Raw genomic sequence first — 14,525 nt, 5'->3', positions numbered from 1 at the left:
GGAAAAGGAAAGTAAAATGACAAATCGCACGCCACTGGTTGCTCTCTCCGGACAACAAAATGCAGGCAAATCCACGCTTTTTAACCTTCTCACAGGAGCCAGGCAGCATATAGCCAACTATCCAGGGGTAACCGTCGATAAGAAATACGGCTATTTTCGCTATCAGAATCAGCCTTATCAGGCTGTTGATCTGCCTGGCACCTACAGTTTGTCGCCTTTCTCTCTTGAAGAACGAGTAGCCCGGAATTTTCTCTGCTTTGAAAAGCCCGACCTCATCATCAACGTTGTCGATGCCGCAAACCTTAAACGCTCACTGCACTTAACAGTCCAGTTATTAGAAATGGCCTGCCCGACAGTGCTGACACTGAACATGATGGACGTTGCCAATAAACAAGGGATGACCATTGATACTGAGCGTCTCAGCCTGCGCCTGTCAATACCGGTCGTGACCACTGTCGGGCGCAAAGGGGAAGGACGAGAAGCGCTTTGCGAGGTAATAAAAACTCAGACCGCAGCGAAAACAATCAAAACGGCCAACACAAAGTCCGCGGTTCAGCATGGAAATCTGCCTCACTATCCTGCGCTGACGGAAGCTATAGCCACTATTGATGCCGAACTGGTTAGTGTTGAGGAAGAAATTGACGAGCTACCGCGCTACTGGCTGCTGCTTAAATTGCTGGAAAATGACGCCCAGATTATCAGCCACCTGACTGACAGACTGTCAGAAACCGATCTGGCACCACTGCTCGAAATGGTATCTGTATTGCGCGCACAGTTTGATCGCCAATACAAAACCGGTATAAATGACTACATTGCCGCTCAACGCGAAGCTTTTGTGCAATCGTTGTTCGCCGACGCTGTTGTCGTCATACCGCATCAGGGACCAACCGTGTCACAACGTATTGATAAAGTCGTACTGAATCGTTTTCTGGCTCCGGTGTTCCTGGTTCTGACCGTCTTTATGATCTACCAGCTAGCGATCGTCCATGGCTATACACTAACCAACTATACTTGGCCGTATCTGGCAAACTTTCGGGAGTTCGTCGCCGGGTTACTACCGGAAGCCGGATTCCTGTTTGATCCTTATACCCGATCGCTGGGGCTATGGATCGTCGATTCCGCCAATACTCTATTGAACTATGTTCCTATATTTCTGATTTTGTTTGCGCTGATTGCCATTTTGGAGGATTCAGGTTATATGGCACGGATCGCCTTTGTGATCGACAAAGTACTTCATCGTTTTGGTCTTCATGGCCAGAGCACTCTGCCGCTCATTCTCAGTGGAGTATTCGCCGGCGGCTGTGCGGTACCCGGAATTATGGCAACCAAAGGCATTCCGGATCACCGGGCCAGAATGGCCACCATACTCACTGTGCCGTTTATGAACTGTCTGGCCAAAGTTCCTCTCTATACCCTGCTGGTTGGTATCTTTTTCAAGCAGGACCAAGCACTGATGATGTTCTACATTTCAACCATGACCATTATCGCTGCATTACTGGTTGCCAAGCTGTTGTCTCTGACCGTATTGCGCGGTGAGGAAAGTGCCCCATTTGTGATAGAGCTGCCACGTTACAACCTGCCCACAGTTCGCGCTGTGCTAACCCGTTCGACTGAACGTACCTGGATTTACATCAAGAAGGTTGGCACCATTGTCATTGCCGTATCTGTAGTGATCTTTACTCTACTACAATATCCAGGCCTGCCCCCTGAGCGAGACAACTTCTATCAACAACGCTCAGCACAAGCAATTCAAAAGTTCAATAAGGCAATGGCAGGAAACCCCTACCTTGATGTCGCACAAGGTGAGCAGCTGGTATCACTGGTCAACTATTACAACGATTTCAAACGTGCCAAGTTAAATGCCAAAGGCGCGGAAGCTTCCAAAGCGGTTAATATAACATTCAAACAACGTAACCCGACTTTCTTCCCATTTGTTAAAGCGCCTAAGGGAGACCTACTGGCGAAAAAAGCCAATCGAGCATTGCGTAATCTGACTAGCGCCCGTAAATCAATTCGCCGGGAAATAAAAGAAGAACGCCTGACCAAATCCTTTCTCGGATCTGTTGGCCGTTCAATGGAACCAGTCACGCAGTTTGCAGGCTTTGACTGGAAAATTAACGTTGCCCTGCTGTCTTCTTTTGCCGCCCGCGAAAGCAGTGTTGCCACGCTGGGTGTACTGTTCCAGCAGGAAGATGATCAGAATGCCAGCCTTGAACAACGTATGGGTGAGCAAACCGAAGGCATCACGTCACTCACCGCGGTGGCAATGATCCTGTTCTTTGCACTGTATCCGCCATGTCTGGCTACGATGATCATGGTTAGGGTGCAGACAGGACAATATCGCTGGATGCTGCTCTCACTGATCTTCCCCACCGCGTTGGGACTGGCCGTTGCAAGTACGACTTACAGTCTGGGTCTGGCACTGGGCGCGTCTGGCATTGCTATGATGAGCGGCGTGTACTTTAGCGGTCTGGCATTGCTGCTCGCCGTCGGGTTTTATCCGGCCATCAAACGCAGGCTTATGCCTGCTGCTGACAACACAGCCCCACTAAACAATAGCGGAGCGCTCTGATGGCGAATACAGATTCTACTTTAGCAGTATTACCTTATCTGACTGCCACCACCAGCTGGGAGGATATCGCTGTTGCCGGCCTGGTGATCATTGCCGCGTTTGTTTATCTCTATATTAAGTGGTGGAAAAACAAGGGACGGTGTGACGGTTGCAAACGATGCGGCAAAGCAATGCGTCAACCCCGCTGTCAGCAGATGGACACGATATCAGTGATATCTCTCCCCTCTGATAACAAGACAGCAACAAACAAATCGACCAATCAGAGTAGCGGCTGAATCAAGAAAATCATCCTAATACCAACCGGGATAAGTAATAAAAATAGCCGACCTTCAATAAAAAATGCCAGTCCGTTTAACAGACTGGCATTTCCCAAATACGGTATTTCTTCTTGTAAGCACTATCGGCCTATTCACTCACCGTCTCGTCATCGAGCTCTTTAGCGGGCAAGGCATTCCATACAGCTTTCACCAGGGTCGCTAACGGGATCGCAAAAAATACCCCCCAGAACCCCCACAGTCCACCAAAAACCAAGACTGCCACGATGATCGCAACAGGGTGCAGGTTAACCGCTTCGGAGAATAAAACCGGTACTAATACATTACCATCTAGTGCTTGAATAATACCGTAAGCGACTAACAACCACCAGAAATCGGGAGCTAATCCCCACTGAAACAGACCAACTATTGCCACTGGGATCGTCACTGCCGCCGCGCCGATATAAGGGATCAACACAGAAAAACCAACCAGCACCGCGAGTAACACGGCATAGCGTAAATCCATCACCGCAAAGGTGATATAGCTGGTAATGCCGACAATGAAAATTTCAGTCACTTTACCGCGAATATAGTTAGAGATCTGTTCATTCATCTCCACCCCGACCTTGCTCGCCAAACGGCGATTTTTCGGCAAGAGGCCACTCAGGGTTGCCAGCATTTCCTGTTTATCTTTCAAAAGGAAAAAGACCAATAACGGCACCAGAATTAAATATACCGCCAGTGTCGCCAGGCTGACCAACGAGGCGAATGAGCCTTTTACGACGCTTTCCCCCATTCCCAGTACTTTTTCACGCAGCGTCGTCATGAGAGTCACGATCTGATGTGGCTGGACAAGATCAGGATAACGTTCTGGCAGGCTGGACACATACTCCTGCAGGCCGTTGAACATCGTTGGCACATCAGCAACAAGGTTGCTAATCTGGTGCCAGATAGTCGGCACCAGACCGAAGATTGCCAGTACCATTAAGCCTGCAAAAATCAGCAGGACCACAATCACCGATAGCGAGCGAGGCAACCCTAAGCGACTTAGTCGCATGACTGGCCATTCAAGTAAGTAAGCAAGTACAATAGCCACCAATAATGGCGCAATGAGATGGCCGAAAAAGTAGATCGTTATAAAACCACCTAACAGAATAGCAACCAGACTTACTGCGTGGGGATCAGAGAATCGTCGCTGATACCAGCGAGTTAGCATATCCAGCATAAATATCTTTACAGCCTTTTTGTCACAATAATTACAAGCTCTTGATAAACATCAGCTTGCACCTCAACATTAAACCCATGGTTTAATAAATAACGGGGAATATCTTGTCTGCCACCGGGATCTGAGATGTGGATCCGCAAAACTTGGCCAAAGCGAAGGCTTTTACTTGCTCGTTTAGCTAATAAAAGTGCCATAGGGCAACGTTCTGATGTCAAGTTAAGCGCTTGGATTTCCATTCCAGTATACTGACAGTTATTATACATCAGGGTATTGTATACCCAAACTACTGCAAGATGCAGAGTTCCGCGAGAATTCCTTGCCTTTTAGTCAGGGTTGCCGTTTCACGCAATAGTGATTTTACTTCGGGAGTGGCTGACACAGAGTAAAAGACAATGGTCGTGGCCTTTTCGGCGTAGCTCTGAATCTCGTTTCTTTAGACGGTTTGGGGATAATAAATGACACCGGCTCAACAAAAAAGAAACCCGTCATACGTTTTGTTGTCTTAGTTTCAATGGCATCAGTAACTGCTCATTCAGCAGTGATGAATGTCATGGGTATAATGTCTTGGGATCTCCACAGAAGGCGGTTGTATTATTAACATGTTTCGATTTGCTAAAGCGCCAAGCTATCTCTTAATCAGTGCTTTATTGGGCTCAAGTTTTACGGTAAATGCTGATAACTTCAACACCCTACCGGAAATCGGCACAGCAGCAGCATCAACGTTAACGATAGAAAAAGAGCAGGAATACGGTGATGCATACATGCGCATGCTGCGGGCCAGTAAACCGGTCATCAGTGATCCTTTACTGTCAGAGTATGTCCTGGACTTAGGTCATCGCTTGGTCGCCAATGCCGAGGATGTTCGTACACCTTTTAATTTCTTCATGATCCAAAGCCGGGAAATTAACGCCTTTGCTTTCTTTGGTGGCTATGTGGCTCTGCACAGCGGGCTGTTTTTACATGCCAACACTGAAAGTGAGTTAGCCTCTGTTGTGGCGCACGAGATTGCTCACGTCACCCAGCGTCATCTTGCTCGAAGCATGGAAGATCAGGCGAAAAAATCGCCTGCGACAATGGCCGCTCTAATTGGATCTCTGATGCTGGCTATTGCTTCACCGGAGGCCGGTATTGCCGCTATTCACGCGACCACCGCCGCTTCAATGCAAGGACAGATCAACTATACCCGCAGTAATGAAAAAGAGGCTGACCGTATTGGTATTGCAACACTCGCAAAATCAGGCTTTGACGTACAAGCGATGCCGCAGTTTTTTGGTCGTTTGGCCGATCAGTATCGTTATGCCAGCAAACCACCAGCAATGTTGTTGACTCACCCATTGCCTGAAGCGCGTGTCTCTGATACCCGTAGCCGTGCAAATCAGTACCCGACCGTCAGGGTAACCCCCTCTGAACGTTACCAGTTAGCCCGCGCCCGCATTGTTGCGCGCTTTGCCGGTATTGACAGCGATGCAGCACTGGATTGGTTTGATCGCCAGCTGAAAAAAGCGAATTCCAGCCAAACCACAGCGCTAAACTATGGCAAAGCCCTCGTTTATATGGATTCTGGCAAGTTTAACCTGGCGCATCAGTTACTGGATCCGTTAGTGGCTGCCGAACCCAACAACCGCTTTTTCATTGACTCGGCTACCGATCTCGATCTGTTTCAGAAAAAATATGATTCTGCTATCAACCGGTTAGAGCTCGCTTTAAAGCAGAACCCGGAACATAAAGTATTGCGCTTAAATCTGGCTCATGCCCTGCAGGAAGCCGGTCGGACGACGGACAGTATTTCTATTCTGACCCGCTACACCTATGATAGCCCTCAGGATACCAATGGCTGGAGCCTGCTGGCGCAAGCCTATGCCTATAGCGGAAAACGCGATGGTGAACTGGCCGCCCGTGCCGAATTACTGGCATTACGGGCACAGTGGGACAAAGCGATCAATCACTATATCCAGGCAAGCCAGATTGTCGATATTGATTCATTGGATCAAGCTCGTTATGACGCCAGAATTGACCAGCTTCGCCTTTCCCGCGAGCGCTTCGAGAATCTGCAATAGTTATGAGGTGAGGGCCTGCTTATCTTTCAACATTGCAGCTGGTGACTATTTTTCTTTTTTTATATGTTGCAGTTCCACTACAATGGGACTGCAACATATTATTAAAAAGGAAGAAACAATGTCAGTGACTATCTACCACAACCCGCGTTGCTCAAAAAGCCGCCAAACTCTTGCGCTGATTGAAGAGCAAGGCATTGCCCCAGAAATTGTGAAATACCTTGATGACACACCAACGGCAGATGAGCTGAAAGGCTTATTCGCCAAGCTCGGTTATAGCTCTGTTCGTGACATGATGCGTATCAAAGAAGATACCTATAAAGAGCTTGCTCTGGGCGAAGACAGCGTCACAGATGATCAACTGTTTAACGCCATGGCGGCGAACCCTAAACTTATCGAACGCCCGATTGTGGTGAACGGTGACAAAGCCGCAATGGGCCGCCCTCCCGAGCAAGTACTGGACATTCTATAATGCTGAAAATCCTGGTGATCTACTACAGCCGTCACGGCAATACCCGTCAGTTAGCACGCCATATTGCGCGTGGTATTGAGCAGGTTGCTGGTTGTGAAGCCGTATTACGCACCGTGGCCGATATTGATCCCCAGGGGCAATTAGCGGGATCGTCACAAGCAGGCGACCCGATTGCCACTCACACCGATCTTCAGCAATGTGCCGGATTAGCACTAGGCAGCCCGGTTCATTTTGGCAATATGGCCGCACCTCTCAAGCACTTTATCGACAGTACCAGCGCCCAATGGCTTTCTGGTACATTAATTAGCAAACCGGCCTGCGTGTTCACCTCTTCGTCTTCGATGCATGGCGGACACGAGACGACCTTACAATCGATGCTTCTGCCCCTGCTCCACCACGGGATGCTGGTGGTAGGCCTGCCCTACTCAGAGCCTCTGCTGCATACCACCCGCCATGGCGGTACGCCTTATGGGGCGTCACATCTGAATGAGGGGCAAAGTAAACACATTCACCCTGACGAAGCAGCATTGGCACAAACCCTTGGAAAACGACTGGCATGGACAGCGCATAAGCTAAATGGATGATGACATGACAAAAATGAGCCCTAGAACACAAAATCTGCGGTATATCACTTTGATCGCTAACCTGTCCCTCATTCTGTGGGTGGGGTTATGGCAGACTATGATTTCGCCTCACCCTCACCTGAACAGCTATGTGATTGCGATCATGTGGGTATTACCGCTGCTGTTGCCTTTAAAGGGCATCCTTGAAGGAAAGCCCTACACTCATGCCTGGGCTAACTTCATTCTGATGTTCTATTTTCTTCACGCATTGACCATTTTATGGGTTGATGGTGGCGAGCGCTGGTTAGCTTGGGTGGAATTAGGCCTGGTATCCTGGGCTTTTGTCACCAATATCCTGTTTGCCCGTATTCGCGGCAAAGAATTAGGGACGGGATTAAAACGTCTCTCTCAGGTCGAAAAAGAAGAAAAAGAAGCCCACGGACAGAAGTAATCTCTTACAAAAAAAGGCGCCTGACGGCGCCTTTTTTAGAACGAACATTCCCCCTAGCAACACGACGGGGGGCGTCACCGGTCATATTATGGCTGCCAATAATAAGTCTCAATCTGACCGGTAGCTAGCTCCACCGTGGCACTAACGTCAACCATCCTCGGGTCGACTGGTGCCTCTGGTTCATTTTCTATCGCTTGGGGTTCAATTGGCTTGATCTGAGATTCAGTGCCTGCCATCGCTTCTTTCACAATCACTACACTGCCATCACCGAATTCAACGGCACTCTGCCCATCCGCAGGTTGCTGACTAATACGCCCATCTTGGCCCAACTCTCGACGGAAGGCATCTTCAGTACTGAGGAGGTTAACGTCAAATATGACGTTATCCCCCCGCAGTCGGCTAGCATTTACCGATGCCACAGACGTTAGGTTTGTCAACATTCTTTCCAGGGCAAAAAAATCTTCCGTCGTTTGCACATTGGCAAGCTGAATGGCGAAGTTACCCTCACTGCCCCCCCCTAATGGGACGGCATATTTGGCTGCCAGCCTATCTGCCACCTCATTAATCATCTCTGTGATCGCGATCGCAACCGATCCTGCCGCTTGACCTTCCGAAGGTGCCTGTTGAGAGCTGACCAGTTGTTCAGGTTTCTGGGTGAATAGCTGCCATGCCAGATCAACATCATCAGAACCTTTCTGACGGGCACGTACCACCAGCACTGCGTCAGGATGATAACGCATACTCGCGTCAGCAATCGGCTGAACAAAGCCTCCCCACAAGTCCGGGATATTAATCGCAGTCACATCATCGAAGTCACCTATTGGCATCATCAATGGCACACCACGCCTATCGGCAGCTTTTTTCATCTGCAATTCCAGAGAGTTGCCTGACTGATCCCACTGAATTTCACGCTCACGATTGGCATCTTCCACCATCCAGACCAGAATCGTTGGGCGCTGCTCACTCCATAATGTGGAATGAGCCTGGGTCAACAGGTTACGGATCTGACCGCTATTAAACGTCAGCTCTAAGGTCCGCTCACCGTTTAAGTTACCGTAACCAAATTGACTGATATAAGGGCTACTGTTCGCCATCGCTTTGCGAATAACGTCATTTTGGCCTACCGAGCTCTGCCCTGAGACTTTAATCAGAACCTGCTCAAGCCCCTTTTCACGAGCATGTTGCTCTGATTGCTTATCCGTGTCAGGCAAGACAACCTGCGCCTGATATAAATTAGTGACGGTTGCGGCTTTAAGCGGCAAGGCTAATAAAGCCAAAAATAAAAAAGCACAACGCAACATAATAAACTCTTTCATAACGTAGTTAGTCCCTGATCATAATGGGATCAGGCAATGTTCAGCAAGTGTAACTGTTTATTATTGCCCCTGATGATAAACATGGATGAACTTTCATTAAAAGATGAGGTATCAGGCAATTCCAGACAACGCCGCGATAAAGTGCGATTTGACTCACAAATTCCGCTAGTTAATCGTTTGCTTCCATGCTAGGATTGCGCGATTTTTTTTCAGACAGGATGGAATATACAATGATGCAGGTACTGCAAGGTGCACAAATGCTATTCGTCGCATTTGGTGCGTTGGTTCTGGTTCCGTTACTTACCGGGCTAGATCCTAGTGTCGCCCTATTTGGTGCGGGTATTGGTACTCTTCTTTTTCAAGTCATCACTAAACGTTCCGTCCCTATTTTTCTCGCTTCCTCTTTCGCATTCATCGCTCCAATCATGTACGGCGTCCAGACTTGGGGAATCGCTGGTACCATGGGTGGCCTGATGATGGCTGGCATCGTGTATGTGCTGATGGGAGCTATCATTAAAGTACGTGGCGTTGCGATTATCCATAAAATCCTGCCACCGGTTGTTGTTGGCCCGGTTATCATGGTCATTGGCTTAGGCTTAGCGCCTGCTGCAGTTAATATGGCCTTAGGTAAAAGTGGAGATGGCGGTATACAGCTAGTCAATAGTGATGCTTCGCTTTGGATTTCAAGCATTTCTCTGCTTGTGACTATTGCTCTCAGTGTATTTGCCAAAGGCTTCCTGAAGTTAGTTCCGATTATGGGGGGGATTGTTGCAGGTTACTGTGTGAGCCTGGGCTTTGGCGTTGTCGACTTTGCACCAGTTACTCAGGCAAGCTGGCTCTCGATACCAAACTTCACATTCCCTGAGTTCAACATTAACGCCGTGCTATTTATGATCCCTGTTGCGATTGCTCCAGCGGTAGAGCATGTAGGCGATATACTGGCGATTTCTAATGTAACCGGTAAAGACTATCTGAAAAAACCGGGCCTGCACCGCACGATGGCGGGTGACGGGATTGCCACCATCGCGGCCTCAATGTTTGGAGCACCGCCTAATACCACTTATTCTGAAGTCACTGGCGCTGTCATGCTAACCAAAGCCTTCAACCCCGTCATCATGACCTGGGCTGCTATAACGGCTCTGGTACTGGCATTTGTCGGCAAGTTAGGGGCAATGTTGCAAACTATTCCGGTACCGGTGATGGGCGGCATCATGATCCTGCTATTTGGATCCATTGCGACCGTTGGCCTCAATACACTCATCAGGAATCAGGTTGATCTGCACAAAGCACGCAACCTGGTTATCGTCGCGGTAACACTGGTCTTCGGTATTGGCGGCATGGCTTTCGGTATCGGCGAATTCAGCCTGCAGGGAGTAAGTCTGTGCGGTATCGTGGCAATTTTGCTAAACCTGATCCTGCCTGACGATCTGGGGGATAATCATGTTGTTGATAATGCTCAGATGGAAAACACCACAGAGAGTTAAATTGCCTAATTATTCAGATAATTAGTCGATTTCAGTTTATACCGATAATAAAAAAGCCGAACCTAGTTCGGCTTTTCTCTATCAAAACTTCTTGCTTACTTAGTACCGAAGATCTTATCGCCCGCATCGCCCAGACCTGGAACGATGTAGCCTTTGTCATTTAGCTTCTCATCAATAGCAGCTGTGTACAGCTCAACATCCGGATGTGCTTTTTCCAGTGCAGCAATACCTTCAGGCGCAGCAACAAGTACTAAGACTTTAAATTGCTTACAGCCTTGCTCTTTTAGCAGGTCCAGTGTTGCAATCATTGAACCGCCAGTCGCTAACATTGGATCGACAACCAAAGCAATACGCTCATCAATGTTTGATGCAAGCTTATTGAAATAAGGCACAGGCTCTAATGTTTCTTCATCACGGTAAATACCGACAACGCTGATACGTGCACTTGGTACATGCTCAAGAACACCGTCCATCATACCAAGACCGGCACGAAGAATAGGCACAACCGTGACTTTTTTACCTTTGAGCTGGTCAATTTCAACTGGACCATCCCAACCTTCAATGGTAACTTTTTCTGTTTCGAAGTCCGAAGTCGCTTCATACGTCAGTAGGCTGCCTACTTCCGTTGCTAACTCACGAAAACGCTTAGTGCTGATGTCGCCTTCGCGCATAAGACCAATCTTATGTTTAACCAGTGGGTGTTTAACCTCAACGACTTTCATTTCTGACTCCTAAGCAAACAAAATTTAAAAAAAATCGAATCATTATACACTAGACCATTAACCTTCTGATAGGGGAAAGGGTATCGTTTGCTCAGGAAACACCCAGCAAGATTTATTGACGCAAACGTTTCCCTTTCCGCCCTGACTGCTGTTATCATACCCCCGCTTTTTTACTTTAATACGTTGAGGGACCTCCTGTGAGCGGCAATAACTCTTCTCTTAGTTACAAAGATGCTGGTGTAGATATCGATGCAGGTAATGCATTAGTAGATCGTATTAAAGGGGTGGTAAAACGCACCCACCGTCCTGAGGTAATGGGCGGCATCGGTGGTTTCGGGGCGCTATGCTCGCTACCCACCAAGTATAAAGAGCCGGTCTTGGTATCAGGTACCGACGGCGTGGGCACGAAACTTCGTCTAGCGATGGATCTGAACAAGCATGACACGATCGGCATTGATCTCGTTGCGATGTGTGTCAACGACCTGATTGTTCAAGGTGGCGAACCTCTTTTCTTCCTTGATTATTATGCGACAGGCAAATTAGACGTTGATACCGCGGCCAGTGTTGTTGCCGGTATCGGTGAAGGTTGTATTCAGGCGGGCTGCGCCTTAATCGGCGGTGAAACGGCTGAAATGCCGGGCATGTACCACGGTGAAGATTACGACGTTGCGGGTTTCTGTGTCGGGGTGGTAGAGAAAGCTGACATCATCGACGGCTCTAAAGTGAAAGCCGGCGATGCGTTAATCGCGGTTGGCTCAAGTGGCCCGCACTCAAACGGCTATTCTCTCGTCCGTAAAATCATTGACGTGTCACAAGCGGATCTTAATCAGGATCTGGAAGGGAAATCACTCGCCGATCACCTGTTAACTCCAACCAAGATTTATGTGAAATCAACACTGAAAATGATGGAGTCCTGTGACGTTCACGCGATTTCTCATATCACTGGTGGTGGTTTCTGGGAGAACATTCCACGTGTACTTCCAAAAGGAACGAAAGCGGTGGTTGATGGCAACAGCTGGCAGTGGCCGGCAATTTTCAACTGGCTGCAAACTGCCGGCAACGTCGAAACCTATGAAATGTACCGTACTTTCAACTGTGGTGTTGGGCTAGTGATTGCCTTACCACAAGCCCAGGCAGTGCAAGCAATTGAAATTCTGAAAGCGGAAGGCGAAAATGCCTGGCTGCTCGGTGAAATTGCTACCGCTGACGCTGGCGAAGAGCAGGTGGAGATCAAGTAAGTCGATGAAAAACATCGTTGTCCTAATTTCTGGTAATGGTTCAAATCTTCAAGCCATCATTGATGCTTGTCAGAGTGGGACTATTGAAGACGCCAAAGTCGCGGCCGTGCTATCAAACAAAGCAGATGCTTATGGCCTTGAGCGCGCTCGCCAGGCAGGAATTGAAGCGGTGTCTCTTGCCGCAAGTGATTACGCTGATCGCGAAGCTTACGATAAGGCAATGGCAGAGCAAATCGATAGCTTCGAACCAGAACTTGTCATCTTGGCCGGGTTCATGCGTATCCTCAGTGATGAGTTTGTCCGTCACTATCAGGGCAAAATGCTTAATATCCACCCTTCTTTGTTGCCGAAATACACCGGTCTTCATACCCACCAGCGCGCTTTAGCCGCTGGTGATAAGGTGCATGGTACCAGTGTCCACTTTGTCACCGAAGAGTTAGATGGTGGCCCGGTGATCCTGCAAGCAAAAGTGCCTATTTTTGCTGAGGATACAGTTGATGAAGTAGCAGCCAGAGTACAGCAGCAAGAGCATCGTATTTATCCTTTAGTTGCGAACTGGTTCTTGCAAGATCGTTTAATCATGGAGAATGATGGCGCGGTTTTAGACCGCGAACCACTGCCTCCCCAAGGCTACGCAACCGACGAATAAACAAACGCGGCCATCTGGCCGCGTTTTTATTTGTTCGTCAAATTGTTCACACCCGACATTAACGATTACATCACAACGCCTTGAGCAGCAACATATCCGCCTACAGGGTCCGGTTATGCACGAGTTCACCAAAGTGAAACACGCTAAACTCCCCTTGCTGCATTTTATGCCAGCTCTCATTATTGGTGAGAGGCTGAGTTGCTATCACCGTAACCACATCATTAGGTGTTGTTTCCTTCTGGAAATCAATCGTGACATCTTCATCGATCAACGATGCCTGACCAAATGGGGCGCGGCGGGTGATCCAATACAAGTTGTTGGTACAGTAAGTCACCACACAGCTACCGTTGCTGAGCAACATGTTATACACACCAAGCTGGCGCAAGCGATCACAACACTCTGCGATATAGCCATATACAGGAGTTAAGTCATCGGGCAAATCTGGAAATTTTGCGTCTAACTGGTTTAGCAACCAACAAAAAGCAATTTCACTATCGGTATCCCCGACAGGTTTAAATCGTCCGGTATCAAGCGCTTCATAGCCTGTTAACTGACCATTATGGGCAAAAGTCCAGTAATGCCCCCATAACTCCCGGGTAAACGGATGGGTATTTTCTAAACTGACGCCCCCGCGATTGGCCTGCCGGATATGGCTGACCACTGCGCAGCTTTTGATCGGGTATCCCTGTACTAACTCAGCAATACGAGATTGATAGCTCGGATTAGGGTCTTTAAATGTTCTGAACCCTTTACCTTCATAGAAGACGATTCCCCAGCCATCACGATGAGGCCCGGTTTTTCCGCCACGCTGCATCAGGCCGGTAAAACTAAAACAGATATCTGTTGGCACATTTGCGCTCATGCCAAGCAATTCACACATATCTCTTATGCCTCTCTTCTTAAATAGCGGCTCGATTTAACAACTATACCGCCATTTCCTTTTCCACCAGCATGATCAAAATATGGATAATTTTAATATGCACTTCCTGGATACGATCGGCAAAACCAAAGTGCGGAACACGGATTTCCACATCGGCCAAACCCGCCATCTTGCCACCGTCCTTCCCCGTCAGCGCAATCACCTTCATGCCTTTTGCATGGGCGGCTTCAATCGCTTTAAGGATATTGGCAGAGTTACCTGAGGTAGACAGACCAAACAGCACATCCCCCTGAGATCCAACAGCTTCAAGATAACGAGAGAATACGTGTTCATAACCAAAGTCATTACTGACACATGACAAATGACTGGGATCCGAAATCGCAATCCCCGGATAACCAGGACGATCCTCTCGGTAACGGCCTGTCAGTTCTTCCGCAAAATGCATCGCATCACAGTGAGAACCACCGTTTCCGCATGATAATACTTTACCACCCTGCTTAAATGAATCAGCCAGTAGCTTTGCTGCCGCTTCAATATCCGCAACATTTTTTTCGTCGTTCAAAAAGCGGTTTAACACTTCGGCAGCTTCGCTTAACTCTGCACGAATCATATCTTGATACATAGGCTTATCTCTGATTATTCATT

Annotated in this window: 15 protein-coding genes; 9 read left to right on the top strand and 6 right to left on the bottom strand. The window is 48.3% G+C overall.

Annotated elements, in window-relative coordinates:
* Nucleotides 1-16 precede the first annotated feature (16 nt).
* Nucleotides 17-2,572 (top strand): ferrous iron transport protein B, encoded by a 2,556-nt coding sequence (feoB, locus tag R3289_RS19185; protein ID WP_318927474.1) that lies wholly within the window; start codon nucleotides 17-19, stop codon nucleotides 2,570-2,572.
* Complete coding sequence (locus R3289_RS19180; RefSeq protein ID WP_318927472.1) at nucleotides 2,572-2,847, top strand: hypothetical protein; 276 nt, start codon at nucleotides 2,572-2,574, stop codon at nucleotides 2,845-2,847. The genes feoB and R3289_RS19180 overlap by 1 nt, the downstream gene beginning before the upstream one ends.
* Before the next feature lie 130 nt (nucleotides 2,848-2,977).
* On the opposite strand, the gene R3289_RS19175 is transcribed toward R3289_RS19180, so the two are convergent.
* Nucleotides 2,978-4,051: an AI-2E family transporter gene (locus R3289_RS19175; RefSeq protein ID WP_318927471.1), complete on the bottom strand. Its 1,074-nt coding sequence runs from the start codon at nucleotides 4,049-4,051 to the stop codon at nucleotides 2,978-2,980.
* A gap of 8 nt (nucleotides 4,052-4,059) precedes the next feature.
* On the bottom strand, nucleotides 4,060-4,287 hold the full coding sequence (locus tag R3289_RS19170) for a sulfurtransferase TusA family protein (RefSeq protein ID WP_318927470.1): 228 nt from the start codon (nucleotides 4,285-4,287) through the stop codon (nucleotides 4,060-4,062).
* A gap of 363 nt (nucleotides 4,288-4,650) precedes the next feature.
* Here R3289_RS19170 and R3289_RS19165 point away from each other — a divergent pair, with 363 nt between their 5' ends.
* The 4 genes from R3289_RS19165 (at nucleotide 4,651) to R3289_RS19150 (ending at nucleotide 7,591) form a co-directional block, all read left to right on the top strand.
* Nucleotides 4,651-6,108: a M48 family metalloprotease gene (locus tag R3289_RS19165; protein ID WP_318927469.1), complete on the top strand. Its 1,458-nt coding sequence runs from the start codon at nucleotides 4,651-4,653 to the stop codon at nucleotides 6,106-6,108.
* 118 nt (nucleotides 6,109-6,226) lie between these two features.
* Nucleotides 6,227-6,577: an arsenate reductase (glutaredoxin) gene (arsC, locus tag R3289_RS19160; RefSeq protein WP_318927468.1), complete on the top strand. Its 351-nt coding sequence runs from the start codon at nucleotides 6,227-6,229 to the stop codon at nucleotides 6,575-6,577.
* Nucleotides 6,577-7,161: an NAD(P)H:quinone oxidoreductase gene (wrbA, locus tag R3289_RS19155; protein ID WP_318927466.1), complete on the top strand. Its 585-nt coding sequence runs from the start codon at nucleotides 6,577-6,579 to the stop codon at nucleotides 7,159-7,161. The genes arsC and wrbA overlap by 1 nt, the downstream gene beginning before the upstream one ends.
* The gene (locus tag R3289_RS19150; protein WP_413466725.1) at nucleotides 7,154-7,591 is read left to right on the top strand and encodes a DUF2069 domain-containing protein; all 438 of its coding nucleotides are present in this window, start codon (nucleotides 7,154-7,156) and stop codon (nucleotides 7,589-7,591) included. Before wrbA ends, R3289_RS19150 begins: the two co-directional genes overlap by 8 nt.
* Before the next feature lie 86 nt (nucleotides 7,592-7,677).
* Here the strand turns inward: R3289_RS19150 and R3289_RS19145 are convergent, their stop codons facing one another.
* On the bottom strand, nucleotides 7,678-8,907 hold the full coding sequence (locus tag R3289_RS19145) for a DUF2066 domain-containing protein (RefSeq protein WP_318927464.1): 1,230 nt from the start codon (nucleotides 8,905-8,907) through the stop codon (nucleotides 7,678-7,680).
* Nucleotides 8,908-9,137: 230 nt separating this feature from the next.
* On the opposite strand from R3289_RS19145, the gene R3289_RS19140 reads away from it, so the two are divergent.
* Nucleotides 9,138-10,391, top strand: a complete 1,254-nt coding sequence (locus R3289_RS19140) for a uracil-xanthine permease family protein (RefSeq protein WP_318927463.1) — start codon at nucleotides 9,138-9,140, stop codon at nucleotides 10,389-10,391.
* 95 nt (nucleotides 10,392-10,486) lie between these two features.
* Here the strand turns inward: R3289_RS19140 and upp are convergent, their stop codons facing one another.
* Nucleotides 10,487-11,113 (bottom strand): uracil phosphoribosyltransferase, encoded by a 627-nt coding sequence (upp, locus tag R3289_RS19135; protein ID WP_318927462.1) that lies wholly within the window; start codon nucleotides 11,111-11,113, stop codon nucleotides 10,487-10,489.
* 197 nt (nucleotides 11,114-11,310) lie between these two features.
* Between upp and purM the strand changes: the two genes are divergently transcribed.
* A complete protein-coding gene (gene purM / locus R3289_RS19130) occupies nucleotides 11,311-12,351 on the top strand; it encodes a phosphoribosylformylglycinamidine cyclo-ligase (protein ID WP_318927461.1) in 1,041 nt (346 codons plus the stop codon).
* A gap of 4 nt (nucleotides 12,352-12,355) precedes the next feature.
* Nucleotides 12,356-13,000, top strand: coding sequence for a phosphoribosylglycinamide formyltransferase (gene purN, locus R3289_RS19125; protein WP_318927460.1), 645 nt, complete (start codon nucleotides 12,356-12,358; stop codon nucleotides 12,998-13,000).
* Between the two features lie 100 nt (nucleotides 13,001-13,100).
* Here the strand turns inward: purN and R3289_RS19120 are convergent, their stop codons facing one another.
* Nucleotides 13,101-13,880, bottom strand: coding sequence for a class II glutamine amidotransferase (locus tag R3289_RS19120; protein WP_318927458.1), 780 nt, complete (start codon nucleotides 13,878-13,880; stop codon nucleotides 13,101-13,103).
* 43 nt (nucleotides 13,881-13,923) lie between these two features.
* Nucleotides 13,924-14,502 carry a D-sedoheptulose 7-phosphate isomerase gene (gene lpcA / locus R3289_RS19115; RefSeq protein ID WP_318927457.1) on the bottom strand — a complete coding sequence of 193 codons (579 nt, stop codon included), beginning with the start codon at nucleotides 14,500-14,502 and terminating at the stop codon, nucleotides 13,924-13,926.
* Nucleotides 14,503-14,525 lie beyond the last annotated feature (23 nt).

Source organism: Photobacterium sp., from assembly GCF_033720175.1.
Lineage (GTDB): Bacteria > Pseudomonadota > Gammaproteobacteria > Enterobacterales > Vibrionaceae > Photobacterium.
The sequence above is the reverse complement of the archived record's forward strand: the minus strand, read 5'-3'. Positions and strand labels throughout refer to the sequence as shown.

Bases quoted from the DNA above. Each gene is read 5' to 3' on its own strand.
- arsC (WP_318927468.1), top strand. From the start codon at position 6,227: ATGTCAGTGACTATCTACCACAACCCGCGTTGCTCAAAAAGCCGCCAA.
- R3289_RS19145 (WP_318927464.1), bottom strand. From the start codon at position 8,907: ATGAAAGAGTTTATTATGTTGCGTTGTGCTTTTTTATTTTTGGCTTTA.
- R3289_RS19170 (WP_318927470.1), bottom strand. From the start codon at position 4,287: ATGGAAATCCAAGCGCTTAACTTGACATCAGAACGTTGCCCTATGGCA.
- R3289_RS19120 (WP_318927458.1), bottom strand. From the start codon at position 13,880: ATGTGTGAATTGCTTGGCATGAGCGCAAATGTGCCAACAGATATCTGT.
- R3289_RS19140 (WP_318927463.1), top strand. From the start codon at position 9,138: ATGATGCAGGTACTGCAAGGTGCACAAATGCTATTCGTCGCATTTGGT.
- purN (WP_318927460.1), top strand. From the start codon at position 12,356: ATGAAAAACATCGTTGTCCTAATTTCTGGTAATGGTTCAAATCTTCAA.
- R3289_RS19165 (WP_318927469.1), top strand. From the start codon at position 4,651: ATGTTTCGATTTGCTAAAGCGCCAAGCTATCTCTTAATCAGTGCTTTA.
- R3289_RS19175 (WP_318927471.1), bottom strand. From the start codon at position 4,051: ATGCTGGATATGCTAACTCGCTGGTATCAGCGACGATTCTCTGATCCC.
- R3289_RS19180 (WP_318927472.1), top strand. From the start codon at position 2,572: ATGGCGAATACAGATTCTACTTTAGCAGTATTACCTTATCTGACTGCC.
- R3289_RS19150 (WP_413466725.1), top strand. From the start codon at position 7,154: ATGGATGATGACATGACAAAAATGAGCCCTAGAACACAAAATCTGCGG.
- feoB (WP_318927474.1), top strand. From the start codon at position 17: ATGACAAATCGCACGCCACTGGTTGCTCTCTCCGGACAACAAAATGCA.
- lpcA (WP_318927457.1), bottom strand. From the start codon at position 14,502: ATGTATCAAGATATGATTCGTGCAGAGTTAAGCGAAGCTGCCGAAGTG.
- wrbA (WP_318927466.1), top strand. From the start codon at position 6,577: ATGCTGAAAATCCTGGTGATCTACTACAGCCGTCACGGCAATACCCGT.
- upp (WP_318927462.1), bottom strand. From the start codon at position 11,113: ATGAAAGTCGTTGAGGTTAAACACCCACTGGTTAAACATAAGATTGGT.